This window comes from Pseudomonas sp. 05N433 (assembly GCF_056396925.1).
Map to the genome: position 1 here is coordinate 58725 of NZ_JBFTML010000004.1, position 20050 is coordinate 78774.

A 20050-nucleotide genomic window follows, 5' to 3' on the forward strand; every position below is an offset into this window, starting at 1 on the left:
GCGAGCTGAATGACCGTCCAGCGGCCGGCAAAAAAAGGGGCATTGCCAAGACCGGTTCACTGTATATAATCCCAGTCACTGTATAAAAAGACAGAGCGATCAATATGCTAAAGCTGACGCCACGCCAAGCAGAGATTCTGGCCTTCATCAAACGCTGCCTCGAAGACAACGGCTACCCGCCAACCCGCGCGGAAATCGCTCAGGAACTGGGCTTCAAGTCGCCCAACGCGGCGGAAGAACACCTCAAGGCACTGGCCCGCAAGGGCGCGATCGAGATGACCCCGGGCGCCTCCCGTGGCATTCGCATCCCCGGCTTCGAAGCCAAGGCCGACGATTCTACCCTGCCGATCATCGGCCGAGTGGCAGCAGGCGCTCCGATCCTCGCCCAGCAGCACATCGAAGAATCCTGCAACATCAACCCTTCGTTCTTCCACCCTCGCGCTGACTATCTGTTGCGGGTTCATGGCATGAGCATGAAGGACGTCGGCATTTTCGACGGAGACCTACTGGCCGTCCATACCACCCGCGAAGCCCGTAACGGTCAGATCGTGGTGGCTCGGATTGGCGACGAAGTGACCGTCAAGCGCTTCAAGCGCGACGGCAGCAAAGTCTGGCTGATTGCCGAAAACCCTGAATTTGCCCCTATCGAAGTCAACCTGAAAGATCAGGAACTGGTGATCGAAGGCTTGAGCGTCGGCGTGATTCGCCGCTAAAGGAGGCTTTATGCAGTTCCCACACACTTCACAGCAAGCCCAACTGCCGTTGTTCGAGGCATTCATGGCGCAGCCGCTGGCGCCGATCCTGAAAGAAGTGGTCGAGTCGCCCTGGAGCGCCGAGCCCGAAGTCTTCAGCGAGCTGTCATTGCGTGGCGCGGCCGGGAACTGCCTGAACCTTCTGGCACCAATCCTCAGGGAGCTGAGCCAGGATCAGGACGCTCGCTGGCTGACGCTGATCGCCCCGCCCGCCAGCCTGACCCAGGCCTGGCTGCGAGACGCCGGCCTGAACCGTGAACGCATTCTGCTGCTGCAACCACGCGGCACACAGAGCGCTCAGCAGCTGACCTGTGAAGCTTTGCGACTTGGCCGCAGCCATACGGTCGTCAGCTGGCTAAACCCGTTGAGCACATCGTCGCGGCAACAGCTGATCAGCGCCGCCCGTACCGGGGATGCGCAAAGTCTGAATATTCGGCTGGGTTAACTGACAAAACAGTGTTTGCACTGAACAGCGCGGGGCTTCTCCAAGGATAGAGAAGCCGGTCTGTAGAGGTATCCGCAAAATCCGACGGGCGGGATCAATGAAGAACCCGTGGCCCCTCTTCCTTATCAAATTCGCCTTCAACCAGGCGTCCTGCCATCTGAACACCGACGCTCAACATCGCCTTGGCGACTTCCACGTGCTGGCCTTGCAGGAAAGCCTTGGCATCCTCGGAGAAATCCAAAGTAACCAGAGAACCCTCGTCCTCGGCCCTACGCAGCTCGATTCGGCCGTCTGGTAACTCGACAATTTCTAGAAAGGACGTTGGCATAAAGGACTGTTCTCCACGAAAGGCAGGGATTATATAGGCATCGGCCAAGCTTCGCTCAGGATCTTGACCAGATGCCATCACGAAGAGAAATTTCTGACATCACGCTTCCTTGAGCGCACCATTCACCGAGCACTCAATCTTTCAGCACTCGTTCAGCCCGTCGCGAAACCGGATCGCCAAGCTTTTCAGATTCTGGCGCCAGCTCTCCAGTTCTTCCCGGCTCAGCTCTTCAGACGCCTCTTCTTCGTCCAGGTTGACGGCCAGAATAAGCGGCTGCGTCACATCACCCTTGGGCTTGTGTGGAGCACGAGGCGGTTGAAACAGTGCGGCATAAGCCGACAGCAGCTTGGCCAGCCAGGTTTCAGGGTTTTGCGCCAACTCGACCATCTCGGCCATTTCCGGAATAGCGATGGTTTCGAGTACTTCGCGGGTCAGCAGCATCTCTGCCCGTGGCGCATTGGCCTGAGGCAAGCGATAGAAACCGGCGATTTCATGGCACAGCCCCAACAGCGCCCCGTACAGGTGAAACAACGCCGATTCGCGACCGGCCTGAATCAGCGCCAGGGAGTTCATCGCTCGCCCCTCTTCGGCCTTGGCGAGCGCTTCCAGCGACAAGCCGGCGAAATAAATTTTCTGGTTGGTAYGGGTATAGAGTTCGTGGGCCATGACGGCAGCCTCCACAACGAAATAATTGCTTCACGCAGGTCTGACAGTGTCATGGATCACCCAAGCTCACCGCAAGCCCAAAACAAAAAGGCCGCATGAAAACCCGAGGGTTGTCATGCGGCCTTTTTATGTGCAGCGGCTTTTAAGCCTTGGCTGCTGGACGCTTGTCTTCAACCGTCCACTTGCCACCATCGTAATACGCTTTCCAGCCAGTCGGCTTACCGTCGACTTCCGTCTGCACGTATTGCTCTTTGGTCTTGCGGCTGTAACGGATCACTGCTGGCAGACCGTCAGGATCTTTCTTCGGTGCTTCGCAGAGGAAGTGGTACTTCGGATCGATCTCATCCTTGTGCGGCACGATCTCGACGACCAATGGCGCACGGGTCTCGCGGTTTTTCGGGAACTGGCTGGCCGCCAGGAACAGGCCGGAAGCACCGTCACGCAGGATATAGGTGTCGTTGACCTTTTCGCATTTGAGCTCAGGCATCTTCACCGGATCCATCTTCGGCGGCGCCGCATCACCGCTTTTCAGCAGCTTGCGGGTGTTCTTGCAGGTTGCGTTGGTGCAACCGAAGAACTTGCCGAAACGGCCGGTCTTGAGCTGCATCTCGCTGCCGCACTTGTCGCATTCCAGGCTCGGACCTTCGTAGCCCTTGATGCGGTAAGCGCCCTCTTCGATCTCGTAGCCTGCGCAATCCGGGTTGTTACCGCAGATGTGCAGCTTGCGCTTCTCGTCGAGCAGGTAAGCGTCCATCGCCGTGCTGCAGATCGGGCAACGGTGCTTGCCGCGCAGAACCAGCGACTCCGACTCGCCCTCGTCGTCCGCAGCGATTTCGTCGCCCGGCACCAGGTTGACGGTGGCCTTGCAGCGCTCTTTTGGCGGCAGGCTGTAGCCCGAGCAACCGAGGAACACGCCGGTCGATGCAGTACGAATCTGCATCGGACGACCGCACACCACACATGGAATATCAGTCATTACCGGCTGGTTGGCGCGCATGCCGCCTTCGGCGCTTTCGGCCACTTCGAGTTTCTTCTTGAAGTCGCCGTAGAACTCGTCGAGCACGTTTTTCCAGTCGCGCTCGCCCTGGGCCACGTCATCGAGATTCTCTTCCATGCCGGCGGTGAAGCCGTAGTCCATGAGATTGGAGAAGCTCTCGGCCAGACGCTCGGTGACGATGTCGCCCATCTTTTCCGAATAGAAACGACGGTTGTGCAGCGCCACGTAGCCGCGGTCCTGGATGGTCGAAATGATCGCCGCGTAGGTCGAAGGACGACCGATGCCGCGTTTTTCCATTTCCTTTACCAGGCTCGCTTCCGAGTAACGCGCCGGCGGCTTGGTGAAGTGCTGGGTCGGATCAAGCTTGATCAGCTTCATCGCATCGCCCTGGGCCATGTCCGGCAGCACATCGTCATCACCAGGCTTGGTGATTTGCGGCATGACGCGGGTGTAACCGTCGAACTTCAGGATGCGGCCCTTGGCGCGCAACTCGAAGTCACCGGCACCGACGGTGACCGTGGTCGACAGGTATTGGGCCGGCAGCATCTGGCAGGCGAGGAACTGGCGCCAGATCAGCTCGTAAAGCCGCTCGGCATCACGCTCCATGCCCGACAGCTTGCTTGGCTCGGTATTGGCGTCGGACGGACGAATCGCTTCGTGAGCCTCTTGTGCGCCTTCCTTGCTGCTGTAGACGTTCGGGGTTTCCGGCAGGTACTTCTTGCCGAATTCGCCTTCAATATAAGTACGCGCCATCGTCACGGCATCGGCCGAGAGGTTGGTGGAGTCGGTACGCATATAAGTGATGTAGCCGGCTTCGTACAGACGCTGGGCCATCATCATGGTTTTCTTCACACCGAAGCCCAGGCGGTTGCTCGCGGCCTGCTGCAGGGTGGAGGTGATGAACGGTGCCGACGGCTTGCTGCTGGTCGGTTTGTCTTCGCGCTTGACGATGCTGTAGCTGGAAGCCTTGAGCTTCTCCAGCGCGGCCATGGCCTGGGCTTCGTTGAGCGGCTTGAAGGCTTCGCCTTTCTCGCGAGCCACGTCGAAGCGCACAGTCGCGCCCTTGGCGGTGCCGAGGTCAGCGTGAACTTCCCAGTACTCTTCCGGGTTGAACGCGCGGATTTCGCGCTCACGCTCAACCACCAGCTTCACGGCAACCGATTGCACGCGACCGGCGGACAGGCCACGAGCAACCTTGGCCCACAGCAGCGGCGAAACCATGTAACCCACCACGCGGTCGAGGAAGCGACGCGCCTGCTGAGCGTTTACGCGATCGATGTCCAGCTCGCCCGGCTGGGAGAAAGCTTCCTGGATCGCTTTTTTGGTGATTTCGTTGAACACCACGCGCTTGTAGCGGCTGTCGTCACCACCGATGGCTTCGCGCAGGTGCCAGGCAATGGCTTCCCCCTCGCGATCCAAGTCGGTTGCGAGATAGATGGTGTCAGCATCTTTGGCGAGCCGGCGCAGCTCTTCGATAACCTTTTCCTTGCCCGGGAGGATCTCGTACTTGGCTTTCCAGCCATGATCGGGATCGACACCCATGCGCGAGACCAGCTGCTTGCGCGCTTTCTCTTTCGGCGTGAGCACCGGACCTTCGCCTGCGGCGGCCTTGCCACGCTTGGCGGCAGGCTCTTTGCTGGCGCTAGCCGAACCGCTGGTGGGCAGGTCTCGGATATGGCCGATACTCGACTTCACCACGTATTGGTTACCCAGATACTTGTTGATGGTCTTGGCCTTAGCCGGGGATTCCACAATGACCAGCGATTTGCCCATGGATCAGAAAATTCCTGAATTCTAGAAGTGAAAGGCGGTTGGCGCCTGACGCGGCACCGCTATATATAGTGGCTACAAGGTGAGGTCAAGCGCAGGGTTCTGCGCGCACTCCCCTTATGGCTGCGGAAAAATGCTCGGTTCGGCTTGCACCAAAGCAAAGCGTGGCACCTGTTCGCCGTCAACCTCGACCGACTCCAGGAACATGCTCAAGGGACGTACCCAAAAGCCGTAATCGCCATACAGGGCTTGGTAGAAGACTACTTCTTCTTCGGTCTCCGAATGCCGCGCAACACTGAATACGCGGTACTGCGGACCTTTGTAATGTTGGTAGAGCCCAGGTTGTATCGRCATGCTTTGGCCCTCACTCAAATTTTTTCAAAATAAAAACAAAAATAAATCCGGAAAAACAAAAACCGGGGCACTTGGCCYCGGCTTCCATCGACGAAACGCTTAAACGCGTTCGAAGACGGTGGAGATACCTTGGCCGAGACCAATGCACATGGTAGCCACCCCGAAGGTGCCGCCATTCTGCTTCATCACGTTCAGCAAGGTGCCCGAAATACGTGCACCGGAGCAACCGAACGGGTGACCCAGGGCGATCGCGCCGCCGTGCAGGTTAACCTTCTCGTTCATCTTGTCGAGCACTTTCAAATCTTTCAGCACTGGCAGGGCCTGTGCAGCGAAAGCTTCGTTGAGCTCGAAGAAGTCGATATCGTTGATGCCAAGGCCCGCGCGCTTCAATGCTTTCTGCGTTGCCGGTACTGGACCATAGCCCATGATCGCCGGGTCCACACCTGCCACTGCCATCGAGCGAATCACCGCCAGCGGCTGGATGCCCAGGTCCTGGGCACGCTGTGCCGACATCACGATCATGCACGAAGCACCGTCAGTGATCTGCGACGAAGTACCAGCGGTCACGGTGCCGCCCTTCGGATTAAACGCTGGTTTCAGAGCCGCCAGGCTTTCCAGGGTGGTTTCCGGACGAATGGTTTCGTCGTAGTCAAACAGTTTCAGGAAACCGTTCTCGTCGTAGCCCTGCATCGGGATGATTTCGTCCTTGAACTTGCCTTCCACGGTCGCCTTGTGGGCGAGTTGGTGGGAGCGCACGCCAAAGGCGTCCTGCTGTTCGCGAGTAATGCCATGCATTTTGCCGAGCATTTCTGCGGTCAGGCCCATCATGCCCGAGGCTTTCGCCGCGTACAGGGACATGTGCGGGTTCGGATCGACACCGTGCATCATGCTCACATGACCCATATGCTCGACGCCGCCAACGACGAACACGTCACCGTTGCCGGTCATGATCGCTTGCGCGGCAGTGTGCAGCGCACTCATCGACGAGCCACACAGACGGCTGACGGTCTGGCCGGCCGAGGTGTGTGGAATCTGAGTCATCAGGGACGCCATGCGGGCGATGTTCCAGCCCTGCTCCAGGGTCTGGTTAACGCAGCCCCAGATCACGTCTTCGACTTCGCTCGGGTCGACCTTGACGTTGCGTTCCAGCAATTTGCTGATCAGGTGTGCCGACATGTCTTCGGCGCGGGTGTTGCGGTGCATGCCGCCCTTGGAGCGGCCCATCGGCGTACGACCGAAGTCGACAATCACGACGTCTCTAGGATTCAAGCTCATATACTTTCACTCTCGCTCTAGTGTGGGCGCTTAACCGAAGAAGCTCTGACCGTTCTTGGCCATTTCACGCAGCTTCGCGGTCGGGTGGTACAGCGCGCCCAAATCAGCGTACTGGTCAGCCAGGGCAACGAACTCTGCAACACCGATCGAATCGATGTAGCGCAGCGCACCGCCACGGAATGGAGGGAAACCAATACCGTAGACCAGACCCATGTCGGCTTCGGCGGCGGTTTCGACGATGCCGTCTTCCAGGCAGCGCACGGTTTCCAGGCACAGCGGGATCATCATCCAGTTGATGATGTCTTCGTCAGTGACTTCGAGCTGTTGGAAAACGATCGGCTTGAGCACTTCCAGCACCGACGGATCGGCGACTTTCTTCTGCTTGCCGCGCTTGTCGGTCTCGTAGGCGTAGAAACCCTTGCCATTTTTCTGGCCCAGGCGCTTGGCTTCATAGAGCACGTCGACGGCCGAACGGCGATCGTCCTTCATGCGATCCGGGAAGCCTTCAGCCATGACGTCACGACCATGGTGGCCGGTGTCGATGCCGACCACGTCCATCAGGTATGCCGGGCCCATTGGCCAGCCGAACTTCTCCATGACCTTGTCGATGCGGACGAAGTCCACGCCGGCGCTGACCAGCTTGGCGAAACCGCCGAAGTACGGGAACAGCACACGGTTGACCAGGAAGCCCGGGCAGTCGTTGACGACGATCGGGTTCTTGCCCATTTTCTTGGCGTAGGCAACGGTGGTGGCAACGGCCACTTCGCTGGACTTCTCGCCACGGATCACTTCAACCAGCGGCATCATGTGCACCGGGTTGAAGAAGTGCATGCCGACGAAGTTTTCCGGACGCTTGAGGGCTTTGGCCAGCAAGGTGATGGAAATGGTCGAGGTGTTGGACGCCAGAATGGTGTCCTCTTTGACCTTGTCTTCGACTTCGGCCAGAACGGCTTGCTTGACCTTCGGGTTCTCGACCACGGCTTCGACCACCAGGTCGACGTGACCGAAATCGCCGTAGGACAGGGTCGGACGAATGCCGTTGAGCACTTCGGCCATCTTCGCCGGGGTCATGCGACCTTTATCAACGCGGCCAACCAGCAGCTTGGCGGCTTCGGCCAGACCTTGCTCGATACCGTGCTCGTTGATGTCCTTCATCAGGATCGGCGTGCCTTTGGAGGCCGACTGATAAGCGATACCGCCACCCATGATGCCGGCGCCCAATACGGCGGCCTGCTTCACTTCCTTGGCGATTTCGTCGTAGGCCTTGGCCTTTTTCTTCAGCTCCTGATCGTTCAGGAACAGACCGATCAAGCTCTGTGCGGCAGATGTCTTGGCCAGTTTGACGAAACCGGCGGCTTCGACTTCCAGGGCCTTGTCACGACCGAAGTTCGCGGCTTTCTGGATGGTCTTGATCGCTTCGACCGGCGCCGGGTAGTTCGGGCCCGCTTGGCCGGCCACGAAACCTTTGGCGGTTTCGAACGACATCATTTGTTCGATGGCGTTGAGCTTGAGCTTTTCGAGCTTCGGCTGACGCTTGGCCTTGTAGTCAAACGTACCGGAGATGGCGCCTTTGATCAGGTTCAGCGCCGCTTCGTGCAACTTCTGCGAGTCGACCACCGCGTCGACGGCACCGACTTTCAGTGCGTCTTCAGCGCGGTTTTCCTTACCGGCGGCAATCCATTCGATGGCGTTGTCGGCACCGATGATACGCGGCAGGCGCACGGTACCGCCGAAGCCTGGGTAGATGCCCAGCTTGACTTCCGGCAGACCGATTTTGGCGGTGCTGGCCATGACGCGGAAATCCGCCGCCAGGCACATTTCCAGACCGCCACCCAGTGCGATGCCATTGATCGCGGCAACAGTCGGGACGTTGAGGTCTTCGAAATCGCTGAAAATCTTGTTGGCTTCGAGGTTGCCAGCAACAAGCTCGGCATCCGGCAGCTTGAAGTTGTCGACGAATTCGGTGATGTCGGCGCCGACGATGAATACGTCCTTGCCACTGCTGACGATCACACCCTTGATCGAAGCATCTGCCTTGATGGTGTCTACAGCCTGACGCAGCTCGTTCAGGGTAAGACGGTTGAACTTGTTGACGGACTCACCCTTGAGGTCGAACTTCAGTTCGACGATGCCACTTTCAAGAGCCTTAACCGTGATGGCTTTACCTTCGTAAATCATCAACTGATCTCCACGATATGGAAGCTGAACAGTACACGTCGGACGCAGGCGGCTGGCTCGGCAGGGACGTTTATCGTCAATGCTAACGCCAACTCACCCGGCACACCCGCCAACGCGATAGTCGGGATTCTGTAGGAGCAGTCTGTAATACAAACGCTCAATTCATACGCCCGTTTGATTTGGGTGTGTCACCTTCACGGAATTTCCGGCAATTGTCAATCGCCCAAAATACTGGTTGAAACGCGACTTTCCGGTCACTTCCGTACCACGAAGCCCTGCAACATGCGGATGCATGTGAGGCCATTCATAGAATCAATAGTTAGAAAAGTCGCCCTAATTCGCGGCAACCTGTGTTTAACAGGCTACGCTGGCGGGATCCTGAAGAAAAAATTGAACGCTTTTGACGAATGCCAAGCGTAAGATCTGTGCCACAAAGAATTACCGGCCTGCCTGGCCAACCCCAGCCCGATGATGATGTCGGGCTTTTTATTGCCTTCCGTAACAGATCGGGGTTCAGGCGAGTGCCTTGAGCGTAGCGTCGATCTGTTGCAGAACCTCGGCTTCGCCCTTCTCGCCCCAATACAGGGCAATCATTTGCTTGTCTGCCTCGACCTTGTAGACGTTGGCAGGCAGTTTTTCGAAATGATTCAGGAGCACTCCATCCTCGCAGACTTCCTGCCACTGATTGACCCACACACCCGGCGCCTTCTGCCAATAGCTCCAGCACGCTGGCTGAGTGCCACGGCGCGGTCGGTGGTACTGGGCGCAAGGGCTTGGCGGCTCCTGGCTCAGCCAGTGCGGCCACTCCTGGGGCGCCAATTGCATGGCAAGGCCGATGCGCCGCGCCTCCATGCGCAGGGCCATGCGACCGCTCTGGACACGAGACGGTCGCAACCAGGCCAGCGGGCTCAGCACCACCAGCAGGATTGACACCACTATCCAGACCGTCATATCTGTACTCCCGATTCTTGATGGGCCCATTGGGTCACGTTGAAACCAATGCGCTTGAAACCAGCCATACTTACCAATATTGCAATCCTCAGGAGGAGCACCTCATGCCCTACCACCATATTCTGGTCGCTGTAGATCTAACCGAAGAGTGCGATCCTGTAATCCACCGCGCCCGCGAACTTTCGGTGAGCAATGGCGCAAAGCTGTCCCTGGTGCATATCGTCGAGCCGATGGCCATGGCCTTTGGCGGCGACGTGCCGATGGACCTTTCCCAGTTGCAACAGCAACAGTTCGATCAGGCCAAGGAGCGCCTTGAGCGATTGATCCTGAAATACCCGGAGCTCTCCAAGGAATACAGCCACTTGACCTACGGCCAGCCGCGACAGGAGATTCACCATCTCGCCAAGGAGCAAACGTGCGACCTGATCGTGGTGGGCAGTCATGGCCGGCATGGCCTGGCACTGTTGCTCGGCTCCACTGCCAATGACGTGCTGCACGGCGCGCCTTGCGATGTACTTGCCGTGCGCCTGCAAAAAAGCTGACAACAAGCAACAATAAACCCCTTACGAAAAGCCCGGCATTCACACGAGTGAAGCCGGGCTYTTTTATAGCCGGATCAATCAGGCATCCAGTTCGGCCCAGCGCTCGACCATCACGTCGAGTTCAGCCTGTAACTGCTCAAGCTGAGCGATCACTGCAGCCGTCTCGGCAGGAGGACGCTGATAGAAGCCGGCGTCCGCCATCTGCGCTTCAACCACCGCGATCTGCTGCTCCATGGCTTCGATCTGGCCAGGCAAGGCTTCCAGCTCACGCTGCAACTTGTAGCTGAGTTTCTTTTTCGCCACCGGCGCTGGCGTTTCCACTGCAGCAACTGGCGCAGGTTCGGCCGTCACGACAGCCGAGTTCAGGTCGGCCTTGCCGGACTTGCTCTCGGTCACACCCAGCAGGCGCGGCGAGCCGCCCTGACGCAGCCAGTCCTGATAACCACCGACGTATTCGCGAACCTTGCCTTCACCTTCGAAGACCAGGGTGCTGGTGACCACGTTGTCGAGGAATGCCCGGTCGTGGCTGACCATCAGCACAGTGCCGTTGAAGGTCAGCAAGACCTCTTCCAGCAGTTCGAGGGTTTCCACGTCGAGGTCGTTGGTCGGTTCTTCGAGCACCAGCAGGTTCGCCGGTTTGCTGAACAGTTTGGCCAGCAGCAGACGCGCACGCTCACCACCGGACAACGCCTTGACCGGCGTGCGGGCACGCTGCGGGCTGAACAGGAAGTCGCCAAGGTAGCTCAGCACGTGACGGCTCTGGCCATCGATATCGATGAAGTCGCGACCTTCAGCGACGTTGTCGATCACGGTCTTTTCCAGGTCCAACTGATGGCGCAACTGGTCGAAATAGGCCACGTCGATGCGCGTCCCCTCTTCCACTGTGCCGCTGGTCGGTTGCAGACCGTTGAGCATCAGCTTCAACAGCGTGGTCTTGCCGGTACCGTTGGCGCCGAGCAGACCGATGCGGTCGCCGCGCTGCAGGACCATCGAGAAATCCTTGATCAGGAACGGGCCGCCCGGGTGAGCGAAACTCACGTTCTCGAGCACCATCACCTGCTTGCCGGACTTGTCGGCGGTATCGAGCTGAATGTTGGCCTTGCCGGTACGCTCACGACGCTCGCTACGCTCGACGCGCAGGGCTTTCAGTGCACGGACACGGCCTTCGTTACGGGTGCGACGCGCCTTGATGCCCTGGCGGATCCAGACTTCTTCCTGGGCCAGTTTTTTATCGAACAGCGCGTTGGCGGTTTCTTCAGCGGCCAGTGTGGCCTCTTTGTGCACGAGGAAGCTGGCGTAATCGCCGTTCCAGTCGATCAAGCCGCCGCGATCCAGTTCCAGGATACGGGTTGCAAGGTTCTGCAGGAATGAACGGTCGTGCGTGATGAACAGTACGGCGCCCTGGAAATCCTTCAGCGCTTCTTCAAGCCAGGCGATGGCACCGATGTCCAGGTGGTTGGTCGGTTCGTCGAGCAGCAGCAGGTCCGGTTCGGAAACCAGCGCCTGAGCCAACAGGACGCGACGACGCCAGCCGCCGGACAATTCGGCGAGGGTCTTGTCGGCAGGCAACTGCAGACGGCTCAAGGTGCTGTCGACCAGTTGCTGCAAGCGCCAGCCATCTCGGGCTTCGAGGTCGTGCTGGACGTGCATCAGCTTGTCCAGATCGGCGTCAGTGACGATGTTCTGGCTCAGATGGTGATATTCGGCAAGCAACGCACCAACGCCGTCGAGGCCTTCGGCGACCACGTCGAACACGGTCCGCTCGTCGGCTACCGGCAATTCTTGCGGCAATTCACCAATCTTGAGGCCAGGTGCGCGCCAAACGGAGCCATCGTCGGGCTTCTGGTCGCCCTTGACGAGCTTCATCATGCTGGACTTGCCAGTGCCGTTGCGGCCGATGATGCACACCCGCTCACCACGGGCGATCTGCCAGGACACCTTGTCCAACAACGGCATAGCGCCGAAAGCAAGGGACACATCGCTGAATTTGAGCAGGGTCATGAGCTTCTCCAAAAACCGGGCGCGCATTCTACCTGACTTGAGGCTACAGAAGGCCGGCAATTTCAATGTCGAAGCACTCTGCACAACAATTGTTGCGAACTTATGCTGGCATGTCGGCAAAGCTTTCACCCGCTGCTGGCAAAAGGCTAAGCTACATATAATTAGGTGCCGGTCTTACCAGCACTTGTCATGATTTTTCTGCCCGGATGTCTCATGCGCAGTCGCCTTTTCAGTCTTTTTTCGTGTTTGCTTCTTACAGCCGCTGCCGTTCAATCCGCCCAGGCGGTAGACCTGTCTACCCAACGCCAGTATTACGACGAAGCCAAGCGTGCCTTGGCCAAGGGCGATTCCGGCCCCTATTTCCGTTATAGCCAGGCGCTCAGCGATTATCCGCTGACCCCCTACCTGGCTTATGACGAACTGACCGCGCGGCTGAAAACCGCAAACAATGCCGAAATCGAGAACTTCCTCGCCGAACATGGTGACCTGCCTCAAGCCAACTGGATGAAATTGCGCTGGTTGCGCTGGCTGGCCGAACGCGGCGATTGGGAAACGTTCGTCAAATATTATGACCCCAAGCTCAATTTCACCGAACTGGACTGCCTGAACGCGCAGTATCAGATCAGCCATAACCGTAAGACCGAAGGTTACGCCAACGCCGACAAACTCTGGCTGAGCGGCAAAACCCGCCCCGAGGCATGCGATGCAGTGTTCGGCATGTGGGCCGCCGATGGTCAACTGACTGAACAGAAACGCTGGGAACGCACCAAGCTCGCCGCCCAGGCCGGCAACTACCCGCTGGCCAACAGCCTGATCAATGGCCTGACGACCCTCGCCCCGCGCGGTCGCCTGCTGGTGGATGTGGCGCAGAAACCCGAACTGCTGAATCAGCCGTCGCGCTTTACCCCGGCCGATGAGCCGATGTCCGACATCGTCAGCCTTGGCCTGCGCCGCCTGGCCCGTCAGGATCCGGACAGGGCCATGGCCCTGCTCGACGGCTACGCCAGCAGCATGCACTTCTCCCGGGACGAAAAAGTCGCGATCGCCCGGGAAATCGGGCTGACCCTCGCTCGACGTTTCGACAGTCGCGCGCTGGACGTGATGACCAAATACGACCCGGAGCTGCGGGACAACACCGTTTCGGAATGGCGCTTGCGCCTGCTGTTGCGTCTGGCCCGTTGGGACGACGCCTATCAGTTGACCCGCCGCCTGCCTCAGGACCTGGCCACCACCAACCGCTGGCGTTATTGGCAGGCTCGCACCCTGGAGTTGGCGCAGCCACAGAATCCGCAAGCGCAAACGCTTTACAAGGGCCTGGCTCGCGAACGCGACTTCTACGGCTTCCTGGCGGCCGATCGCTCGCAGTCTCCCTATTCGCTGATCAACAAACCGCTGATGCTCAGCCAGGCGCTGATCAACAAGGTACGCAATACCCCCGGTGTGCGCCGCGCGCTGGAGTTCCATGCACGCGGGCAGATCGTCGACGGCCGACGCGAGTGGTACCACGTCAGCCGGCACTTCAGCCGTGATGAAATGGTTGCCCAGGCGAAACTGGCTTACGACCTGAAGTGGTATTTCCCGGCGATCCGCACCATCAGTCAGGCGCAGTACTGGGACGACCTGGACATCCGCTTCCCGATGGCTCACCGCGATACCCTGGTGCGTGAAGCCAAGGTCCGTGGCCTGCACTCGAGCTGGGTGTTCGCGATCACTCGTCAGGAAAGCGCCTTCATGGACGACGCCCGTTCCGGCGTTGGCGCCAGCGGCCTGATGCAACTGATGCCCGGCACCGCCAAGGAAACCGCGCGCAAGTTCAGCATTCCCCTGGCCTCGCCGCAGCAAGTGCTCGATCCGGACAAGAATATCCAGCTCGGCGCCGCTTATCTGAGCCAGGTCCATAGCCAGTTCAACGGCAACCGCGTGCTCGCCTCCGCTGCCTACAACGCCGGCCCCGGCCGCGTGCGTCAATGGCTGCGCGGCGCCGACCACCTGAGCTTCGATGTGTGGGTGGAAAGCATCCCGTTCGACGAAACCCGCCAGTACGTGCAGAACGTGCTGTCGTATTCGGTGATCTACGGCCAGAAGCTCAATTCACCGCAGCCGCTGGTGGATTGGCATGAACGTTACTTTGACGATCAATGAGCCTGCTTTGAAACGCTGACAAAAATGCCCGCATCGATTGATGCGGGCTTTTTTTATGGTGCTCGACTTGGTCGGTTACTTATTCGGTTACTTGGTCGGTTGGGGCATGGAGCCCATCACTAAACTGCAACGCAGCCAATCGCGCATACAACGCATTGCTCGCAATCAACTCCTGATGCGTCCCCACCGCCACCAGTTTCCCTTGGTCCATCACCGCGATTCGGTCAGCGTTTTTCCCTGTCGCCAGTCGATGGGCGATGACCAGTGTGGTGCGGTTTTTCATCAGGCTGGGCAGGGCTTGCTGGATCAGGTGCTCGCTCTGGGCGTCGAGGGCGCTGGTGGCTTCGTCGAGCAACAGGATCGGCGCGTCCACCAGCAGCGCCCGGGCGATCGCCAGGCGTTGGCGTTGACCGCCGGACAAACCGAGACCCGCGTCGCCGAGGTGGGTCTGGTAGCCGTTGGGCATTTGCTCGATGAAGTCGTGGGCGTAGGCAATTTTGGCGGCTTCCTGGACTTGGGCCAAAGTCGCCGTCGGGTGGCCGTAGCGAATGTTCTCTTCGATGCTGCCGAAGAACAGCGCCGGGGTTTGCGAGACGAGGGCGAAGCAGCGACGCAGGTCCAGAGGGTCGAGTTGGGTCAGCGGCACACCGTCCAGCAGGATGCGTCCTTCAGCGGGGTCGTAAAAGCGCAACAGCAGGTCATACACCGTCGATTTGCCGGCACCTGACGGCCCGACCAGAGCGAGGGTTTCGCCGGCATTGATCGTCAGACTCAAACCATCGACGGCATAGCTCTCAGGACGCGACGGGTAGGAAAAGCGCACATCTTGCAGCACCAGATCGCCCTTCACCCGTTCAGGCAGGGTCACCAGCCCATGGGTCGGTGGCTGGATGATGTTTTCCGAACGCAACAGCTCGGCAATCCGCTCCGCAGCCCCTGCTGCTCGCTGCAGTTCGCCGATCACTTCACTCAATGTGCCGAAGGCGCCACCGACGATCAGGCTGTAAAAGACGAACGCTGCCAACTCACCCGCGGAAATCCGCCCGGCAATGACGTCCATTCCGCCGACCCAGAGCATCACCCCGACCGCGCCCAACACCAGCAGGATCACCAGGGTGATCAACCAGGCTCGCTGGAAAATGCGTTTGCGGGCGGTATTGAAAGCCTCTTCCACGGTCGCGGCAAAACGCTGCTCGTCCTGCACCTGATGGTTGTAGGCCTGCACGGTTTTGATCTGACTCAGGGTTTCGGACACATAACTGCCGATATCGGCAACCCGATCCTGGCTCTGGCGCGACAGGGTGCGTACCCGGCGGCCAAAAATCAGGATCGGCGCGACCACCAACGGCAATGCGACCACTACGATGCTGGTCAGCTTGGGGTTGGTGATAAACAACAAGACAATCCCGCCGATCACCATCAGCCCGTTGCGCAGGAACAGCGATAGCGAAGAGCCGATCACCGATTGCAGCAGCGTGGTGTCGGCAGTCAGTCGTGACTGGATCTCGGAGCTGCGGTTGTCTTCATAAAAACCCGGATGCAGATAGACCAGGTGGTTGAACACCCGACGGCGAATGTCCGCGACAACGCGCTCGCCAATCCACGACACCAGGTAAAAGCGCACAAAGGTGCCGATCGCCAGACCGATCACCAGCAACATGAACAGGCCGATGGATTGATTGAGCAAATGCGTCGACTGGGTCATGAAAMCCTGATCCACCAATAGGCGAATCCCCTGCCCCATGGACAAGGTGATGCCGGCAGTGACAATCAACGCCAGCAAGGCGCCGAAGGCCGGCCAGCGATAAGGCGTGATGAAACGGCTGGCCAGGCGAATGGCGCGGCGGTGACGGGCAGAAAGCATGAAGATCATCCGAAGGCGTAACCCATGGTTTGACCCGATCAAGCCTACACTGCTCAATCGGATTGAACGCTGTAAATCACAATGAGTCGGGTTAATTATGACCGCCTAGACTAGTGGCTAGAGAATATTGGTCTAAAGTCCGGGTGGAAACATCAGGGTATTTCTGATGGACTGAAGAGGCCGACCTGAAAGATCGCAGGGAATTGTCACAGCCCGGTCACCTGGCGGTTTTACAGTAAGCGCACAACCTGATGAGGAGACAGGCCATGTCCTTGCAAAACAGCAGCGATGACAAGATTCAAGTGATCCGCACACAGCCAGACCAGTCTCTGGGTTGCTCGATTATCGATGAGGATGGGCGTGAAGTACCGATCACTGAAAGCATGATCCAGGACGCTTGTCGCGAACTGGAAAAGCGATTGGTCAAGCCTGCCGAACAAAAGTGATATAGCCACCGTCTTCTTGACCCGGCCCTGTTGGCCGGGTTTTTTATGGGTGCCTGTTTTGTGTGGCTTTTGTAGGGATCCGGTCAGTTTGCTAGGCCGAGGTTGCGCCTAAGGCCGCCACGATCTGCTGCAACGCCGGCGAATCCCCTTCAATTCGCACTTTCAACCCATCGATCTCACGCCGCAGCGGGTAATGCTTGCGCAGCCCATCGAACGCCGCACGCTGTTCACTCACATTGCCTACGAGGCTGCGACGGAAATCCGCGTCATCACGGCGCGGGTCGTACACGCCACGGCACAACATCGCCAGCGCCCAGGCCGGATCGGTATCAGTATTCAACGTAACAGCCGACAGCCATGGCGCTGGCAGCAAATCGTTCAGGCTGACCTGTTCCGGTTGCCCAAGAAATTTGCAAAACGCCTGATAGATCTGCGCCGTCCCGCGCTGTTTGCCGTCGAGGCTGTAGCCGGCAATGTGCGGCGTCGCGATGACACACAACTCCGCCAGCGCTACATCGACTTCAGGCTCAGCCTCCCAGACATCCAGCACCGCTTGCAGATCTTCACGTTGCAACAGCACCTGACGCAGGGCGGCGTTGTCGATCACCGGGCCACGACTTGCGTTGATCAGCCAGGTGCCGGGTTTGAGTTGGTTCAAACGGTTTTTATCGAACAGATGCCAGGTTGCCTGAGGGCCTTGCTTGTCCAGCGGCGTATGCAGGCTGATGACATCGCATTGCTCGATGATCTGCTCGAGACTGACGTAATCGCCCCCTTCAGCGGCTTGCCGTGGCGGATCGCAAACCAGCACATTCCAGCCCAGGCCTTGCAGAACCTTGACCAGCCGCCCGCCCACCTCGCCGGCGCCGACCACGCCGTAAGTGCGCTGAGCCAGGTCGACCCCTTCGATTTCGGCCAGGGTCAGCAGACTCCCCAGCACGTAATCGACCACACCCCGGGCATTGCAGCCTGGCGCACTGGACCAGGTGATGCCGGCCTGCTGAAAGTAGTCCAGGTCCAAATGATCGGTGCCGATGGTGCACGTGCCGACAAAGCGCACGTTGCTGCCTTCGAGCAATGCACGGTTGACGTTGGTCACTGAGCGCACCAGCAGTACATCAGCCTGCTCGACGGTGGCGCGRTCGATGGAACGTCCCGGCACTCGGCGGATTTCACCGAAACCTTCGAAGAAGGCATCGAGCAACGGGATATTTTCGTCGGCAACAATCAACATGGCAGGCTCCTTTGGCGGACCGGCAGTTTAGGCGCAGATGGAGGTGATGGGCCAGCAGGTATTAAGCACCTTAGTCGCCCCCCTGTGGCGAGGGAGCTTGCTCCCGTCCGGCTGCAAAGCAGTCGCAAAGACTGATGCCGCGGTGTGTCTGAAGGAACTGGACAGCTGCTTTTGGGGCTGCTGCGCAGCCCAGCGGGAGCAAGCTCCCTCGCCACAGGGAGTGGGGGATGCCTGTAAAACCGATTACAAATCCGCAACACAGGATTTTTCCTGACCATTGCGTCAAGGCGTAGAATGCGCCGCCTCGCGCATCAAAATCCTTTGGACGTTTCGCCTTGAATTCCGTGACTGACCCCACCGCCGCTATTTCCCTCAACCGCCCGGCCCGGGTTCGCCTGGAGCTGAAAAACCTGCTCGGCCTGGCGTTGCCGATCATGATCGCGCAACTGGCGACCACCGCCATGGGCTTCGTCGATGCGGTGATGGCGGGACGGGTCGGGCCTCGCGATCTTGCGGCCGTCGCGCTGGGCAACTCGATCTGGGTGCCGGTGTTTCTGTTGATGACCGGTACGCTGCTGGCCACCACCCCGAAAGTCGCTCAGCGCTTCGGTGCCGGCACTCACAGCGAGATTGGCCCGATCGTGCGTCAGGCCTTGTGGTTGGCGCTGGTGGTGGGTTTGATGGCGACCGGCCTACTGTTCAGCGCCGAACCGATCCTGCATTTCATGAAGGTCGATCCCGAGCTGATCGGCCCGTGCATGCAGTACCTGCACGGCATCGCCAGCGGCCTGCCCGCCGTCGCGTTCTATCACGTATTGCGCTGTTTCAGTGATGGCCTGGGTCGCACGCGTCCGGCCATGGTCCTTGGTTTGTGCGGGCTCGCGCTGAATATTCCGCTCAATTACATTTTCATCTATGGCCACTTTGGTGTGCCGGCGATGGGCGGTGTCGGCTGCGGCTGGGCCACGGCAATCGTGATGTGGGTGATGGCGCTGGGGATGGCCGGCTGGGAACGGTGGGCGCCGGCCTATCAGTCGAGCCAGTTGTTCAGCCGACTCGACTGGCCCCAGTGGGCGGTGATCAAACGCTTGCTGGGCATCGGCCTGCCGATCGGCATCGCCGTTTTCGCCGAGTCGAGCATCTTTGCGGTGATCGCCCTGCTGATCGGCAGCCTCGGCGCCACTGTGGTCGCCGGGCACCAGATCGCCCTGAATTTCAGCTCACTGGTGTTCATGATCCCCTACTCCCTGGGCATGGCCGTGACCGTGCGGGTCGGCCAGGCACTGGGCCGCGAAGAACCACGCGAAGCACGCTTCGCCGCCGGAGTCGGCATGGGCACGGCACTGGCTTATGCGTGTATTTCCGCAAGCATGATGCTGTTGCTGCGTGAACCCATCGCCGCGATCTACACCGCCGACCCGACGGTGATTCACGTGGCCGCGATGCTGATTGTGTACTCGGCGCTGTTCCAGTTTTCCGATGCGATCCAGGTGACGGCGGCCGGTGCACTGCGCGGCTATCAAGACACGCGAGTGACGATGATCCTGACGCTGTTCGCTTATTGGGGCATCGGTTTGCCGGTGGGTTACGCCTTGGGCCTGACCGATTGGTTCGGCGCGCCGAGCGGCCCGAGCGGGCTGTGGCAGGGTTTGATCGTCGGTTTGAGTTGCGCGGCGCTGATGCTGTCGATCCGCCTGGCGCGCAGCGCACGCAAGCGGATCCGCACCAGCCGTTCGGCCGGTTAAGCGAGCGCAAAAAAAGGGCCTGCACATGCAGGCCTTTTTTGTGCCCGTTAAGCGAGCTTCTTGCGGATCCAGTACAGGTAGGTGCCTGCCTCTTCGTGCTGCGCCACCAACTCGTGGTCGAGGAACACGCAGAACTTGGGAATGTCGCGACGGGTCGACGGGTCAGTGGCGATCACCTTCAGCAGGCCGCCAGGCACCAGGTCACGGATGTGCTGGTGCAGCATCATCACCGGTTCCGGGCAATTGAGGCCGGTGGCATCGAGGGTGCCGTCAACCGGCGTATCGATCATTTCACTCATGGTTTACTCCTGAAACTTGCCGGCATTGTCGCGCATTGCCGGGTGTTCGGTCACCTATGGG

At 59.3% G+C, this 20050-nt stretch carries 17 protein-coding genes; 6 read left to right on the forward strand and 11 right to left on the reverse strand.

Annotated elements, in window-relative coordinates:
* The first annotated feature begins 104 nt into the window (after nt 1-104).
* Together lexA and sulA are read left to right on the forward strand one after the other, a co-directional pair.
* On the forward strand, nt 105-713 hold the full coding sequence (lexA, locus tag AC1DIS_RS02425; protein ID WP_026286346.1) for a transcriptional repressor LexA: 609 nt from the start codon (nt 105-107) through the stop codon (nt 711-713).
* A 10-nt stretch (nt 714-723) separates the two neighbouring features.
* A complete protein-coding gene (gene sulA, locus AC1DIS_RS02430) occupies nt 724-1197 on the forward strand; it encodes an SOS-induced cell division inhibitor SulA (RefSeq protein WP_018925320.1) in 474 nt (157 codons plus the stop codon).
* A 94-nt stretch (nt 1198-1291) separates the two neighbouring features.
* Here sulA and AC1DIS_RS02435 read toward each other — a convergent pair whose 3' ends face one another.
* The 7 genes from AC1DIS_RS02435 to AC1DIS_RS02465 form a co-directional block, all read right to left on the reverse strand.
* Nucleotides 1292-1525 carry a hypothetical protein gene (locus tag AC1DIS_RS02435; protein WP_007933173.1) on the reverse strand — a complete coding sequence of 78 codons (234 nt, stop codon included), beginning with the start codon at nt 1523-1525 and terminating at the stop codon, nt 1292-1294.
* A 141-nt stretch (nt 1526-1666) separates the two neighbouring features.
* Complete coding sequence (locus AC1DIS_RS02440) at nt 1667-2191, reverse strand: DUF6586 family protein (RefSeq protein WP_477780744.1); 525 nt, start codon at nt 2189-2191, stop codon at nt 1667-1669.
* A gap of 142 nt (nt 2192-2333) precedes the next feature.
* Nucleotides 2334-4961, reverse strand: a complete 2628-nt coding sequence (topA, locus tag AC1DIS_RS02445) for a type I DNA topoisomerase (RefSeq protein ID WP_018925317.1) — start codon at nt 4959-4961, stop codon at nt 2334-2336.
* A 114-nt stretch (nt 4962-5075) separates the two neighbouring features.
* Nucleotides 5076-5312 (reverse strand): DUF1653 domain-containing protein, encoded by a 237-nt coding sequence (locus AC1DIS_RS02450; RefSeq protein ID WP_477780745.1) that lies wholly within the window; start codon nt 5310-5312, stop codon nt 5076-5078.
* Nucleotides 5313-5411: 99 nt separating this feature from the next.
* A complete protein-coding gene (gene fadA / locus AC1DIS_RS02455; RefSeq protein WP_007933190.1) occupies nt 5412-6587 on the reverse strand; it encodes an acetyl-CoA C-acyltransferase FadA in 1176 nt (391 codons plus the stop codon).
* A 30-nt stretch (nt 6588-6617) separates the two neighbouring features.
* Nucleotides 6618-8765, reverse strand: a complete 2148-nt coding sequence (fadB, locus tag AC1DIS_RS02460; RefSeq protein ID WP_018925315.1) for a fatty acid oxidation complex subunit alpha FadB — start codon at nt 8763-8765, stop codon at nt 6618-6620.
* 513 nt (nt 8766-9278) lie between these two features.
* Entirely contained in the window at nt 9279-9716 is a 438-nt protein-coding gene (locus AC1DIS_RS02465) for a hypothetical protein (protein ID WP_007933194.1), read from the reverse strand.
* A 104-nt stretch (nt 9717-9820) separates the two neighbouring features.
* Here AC1DIS_RS02465 and AC1DIS_RS02470 point away from each other — a divergent pair, with 104 nt between their 5' ends.
* Complete coding sequence (locus tag AC1DIS_RS02470) at nt 9821-10258, forward strand: universal stress protein (RefSeq protein ID WP_007933196.1); 438 nt, start codon at nt 9821-9823, stop codon at nt 10256-10258.
* Between the two features lie 78 nt (nt 10259-10336).
* Here AC1DIS_RS02470 and AC1DIS_RS02475 read toward each other — a convergent pair whose 3' ends face one another.
* Nucleotides 10337-12259, reverse strand: a complete 1923-nt coding sequence (locus AC1DIS_RS02475; protein WP_477780746.1) for an ATP-binding cassette domain-containing protein — start codon at nt 12257-12259, stop codon at nt 10337-10339.
* A gap of 213 nt (nt 12260-12472) precedes the next feature.
* Here AC1DIS_RS02475 and AC1DIS_RS02480 point away from each other — a divergent pair, with 213 nt between their 5' ends.
* Nucleotides 12473-14401, forward strand: coding sequence for a transglycosylase SLT domain-containing protein (locus AC1DIS_RS02480; protein ID WP_018925313.1), 1929 nt, complete (start codon nt 12473-12475; stop codon nt 14399-14401).
* A 79-nt stretch (nt 14402-14480) separates the two neighbouring features.
* Here the strand turns inward: AC1DIS_RS02480 and AC1DIS_RS02485 are convergent, their stop codons facing one another.
* A complete protein-coding gene (locus AC1DIS_RS02485; protein WP_477780747.1) occupies nt 14481-16265 on the reverse strand; it encodes an ABC transporter transmembrane domain-containing protein in 1785 nt (594 codons plus the stop codon).
* A gap of 266 nt (nt 16266-16531) precedes the next feature.
* Between AC1DIS_RS02485 and AC1DIS_RS02490 the strand changes: the two genes are divergently transcribed.
* Nucleotides 16532-16711 (forward strand): PA1571 family protein, encoded by a 180-nt coding sequence (locus tag AC1DIS_RS02490; protein ID WP_018925311.1) that lies wholly within the window; start codon nt 16532-16534, stop codon nt 16709-16711.
* Between the two features lie 91 nt (nt 16712-16802).
* On the opposite strand, the gene pdxB is transcribed toward AC1DIS_RS02490, so the two are convergent.
* Nucleotides 16803-17945 (reverse strand): 4-phosphoerythronate dehydrogenase PdxB, encoded by a 1143-nt coding sequence (gene pdxB / locus AC1DIS_RS02495; RefSeq protein WP_477743777.1) that lies wholly within the window; start codon nt 17943-17945, stop codon nt 16803-16805.
* A gap of 335 nt (nt 17946-18280) precedes the next feature.
* Between pdxB and AC1DIS_RS02500 the strand changes: the two genes are divergently transcribed.
* Entirely contained in the window at nt 18281-19690 is a 1410-nt protein-coding gene (locus AC1DIS_RS02500) for an MATE family efflux transporter (protein WP_477743778.1), read from the forward strand.
* Between the two features lie 47 nt (nt 19691-19737).
* Here AC1DIS_RS02500 and tusA read toward each other — a convergent pair whose 3' ends face one another.
* Nucleotides 19738-19989, reverse strand: coding sequence for a sulfurtransferase TusA (gene tusA / locus AC1DIS_RS02505; RefSeq protein WP_007907805.1), 252 nt, complete (start codon nt 19987-19989; stop codon nt 19738-19740).
* Nucleotides 19990-20050 lie beyond the last annotated feature (61 nt).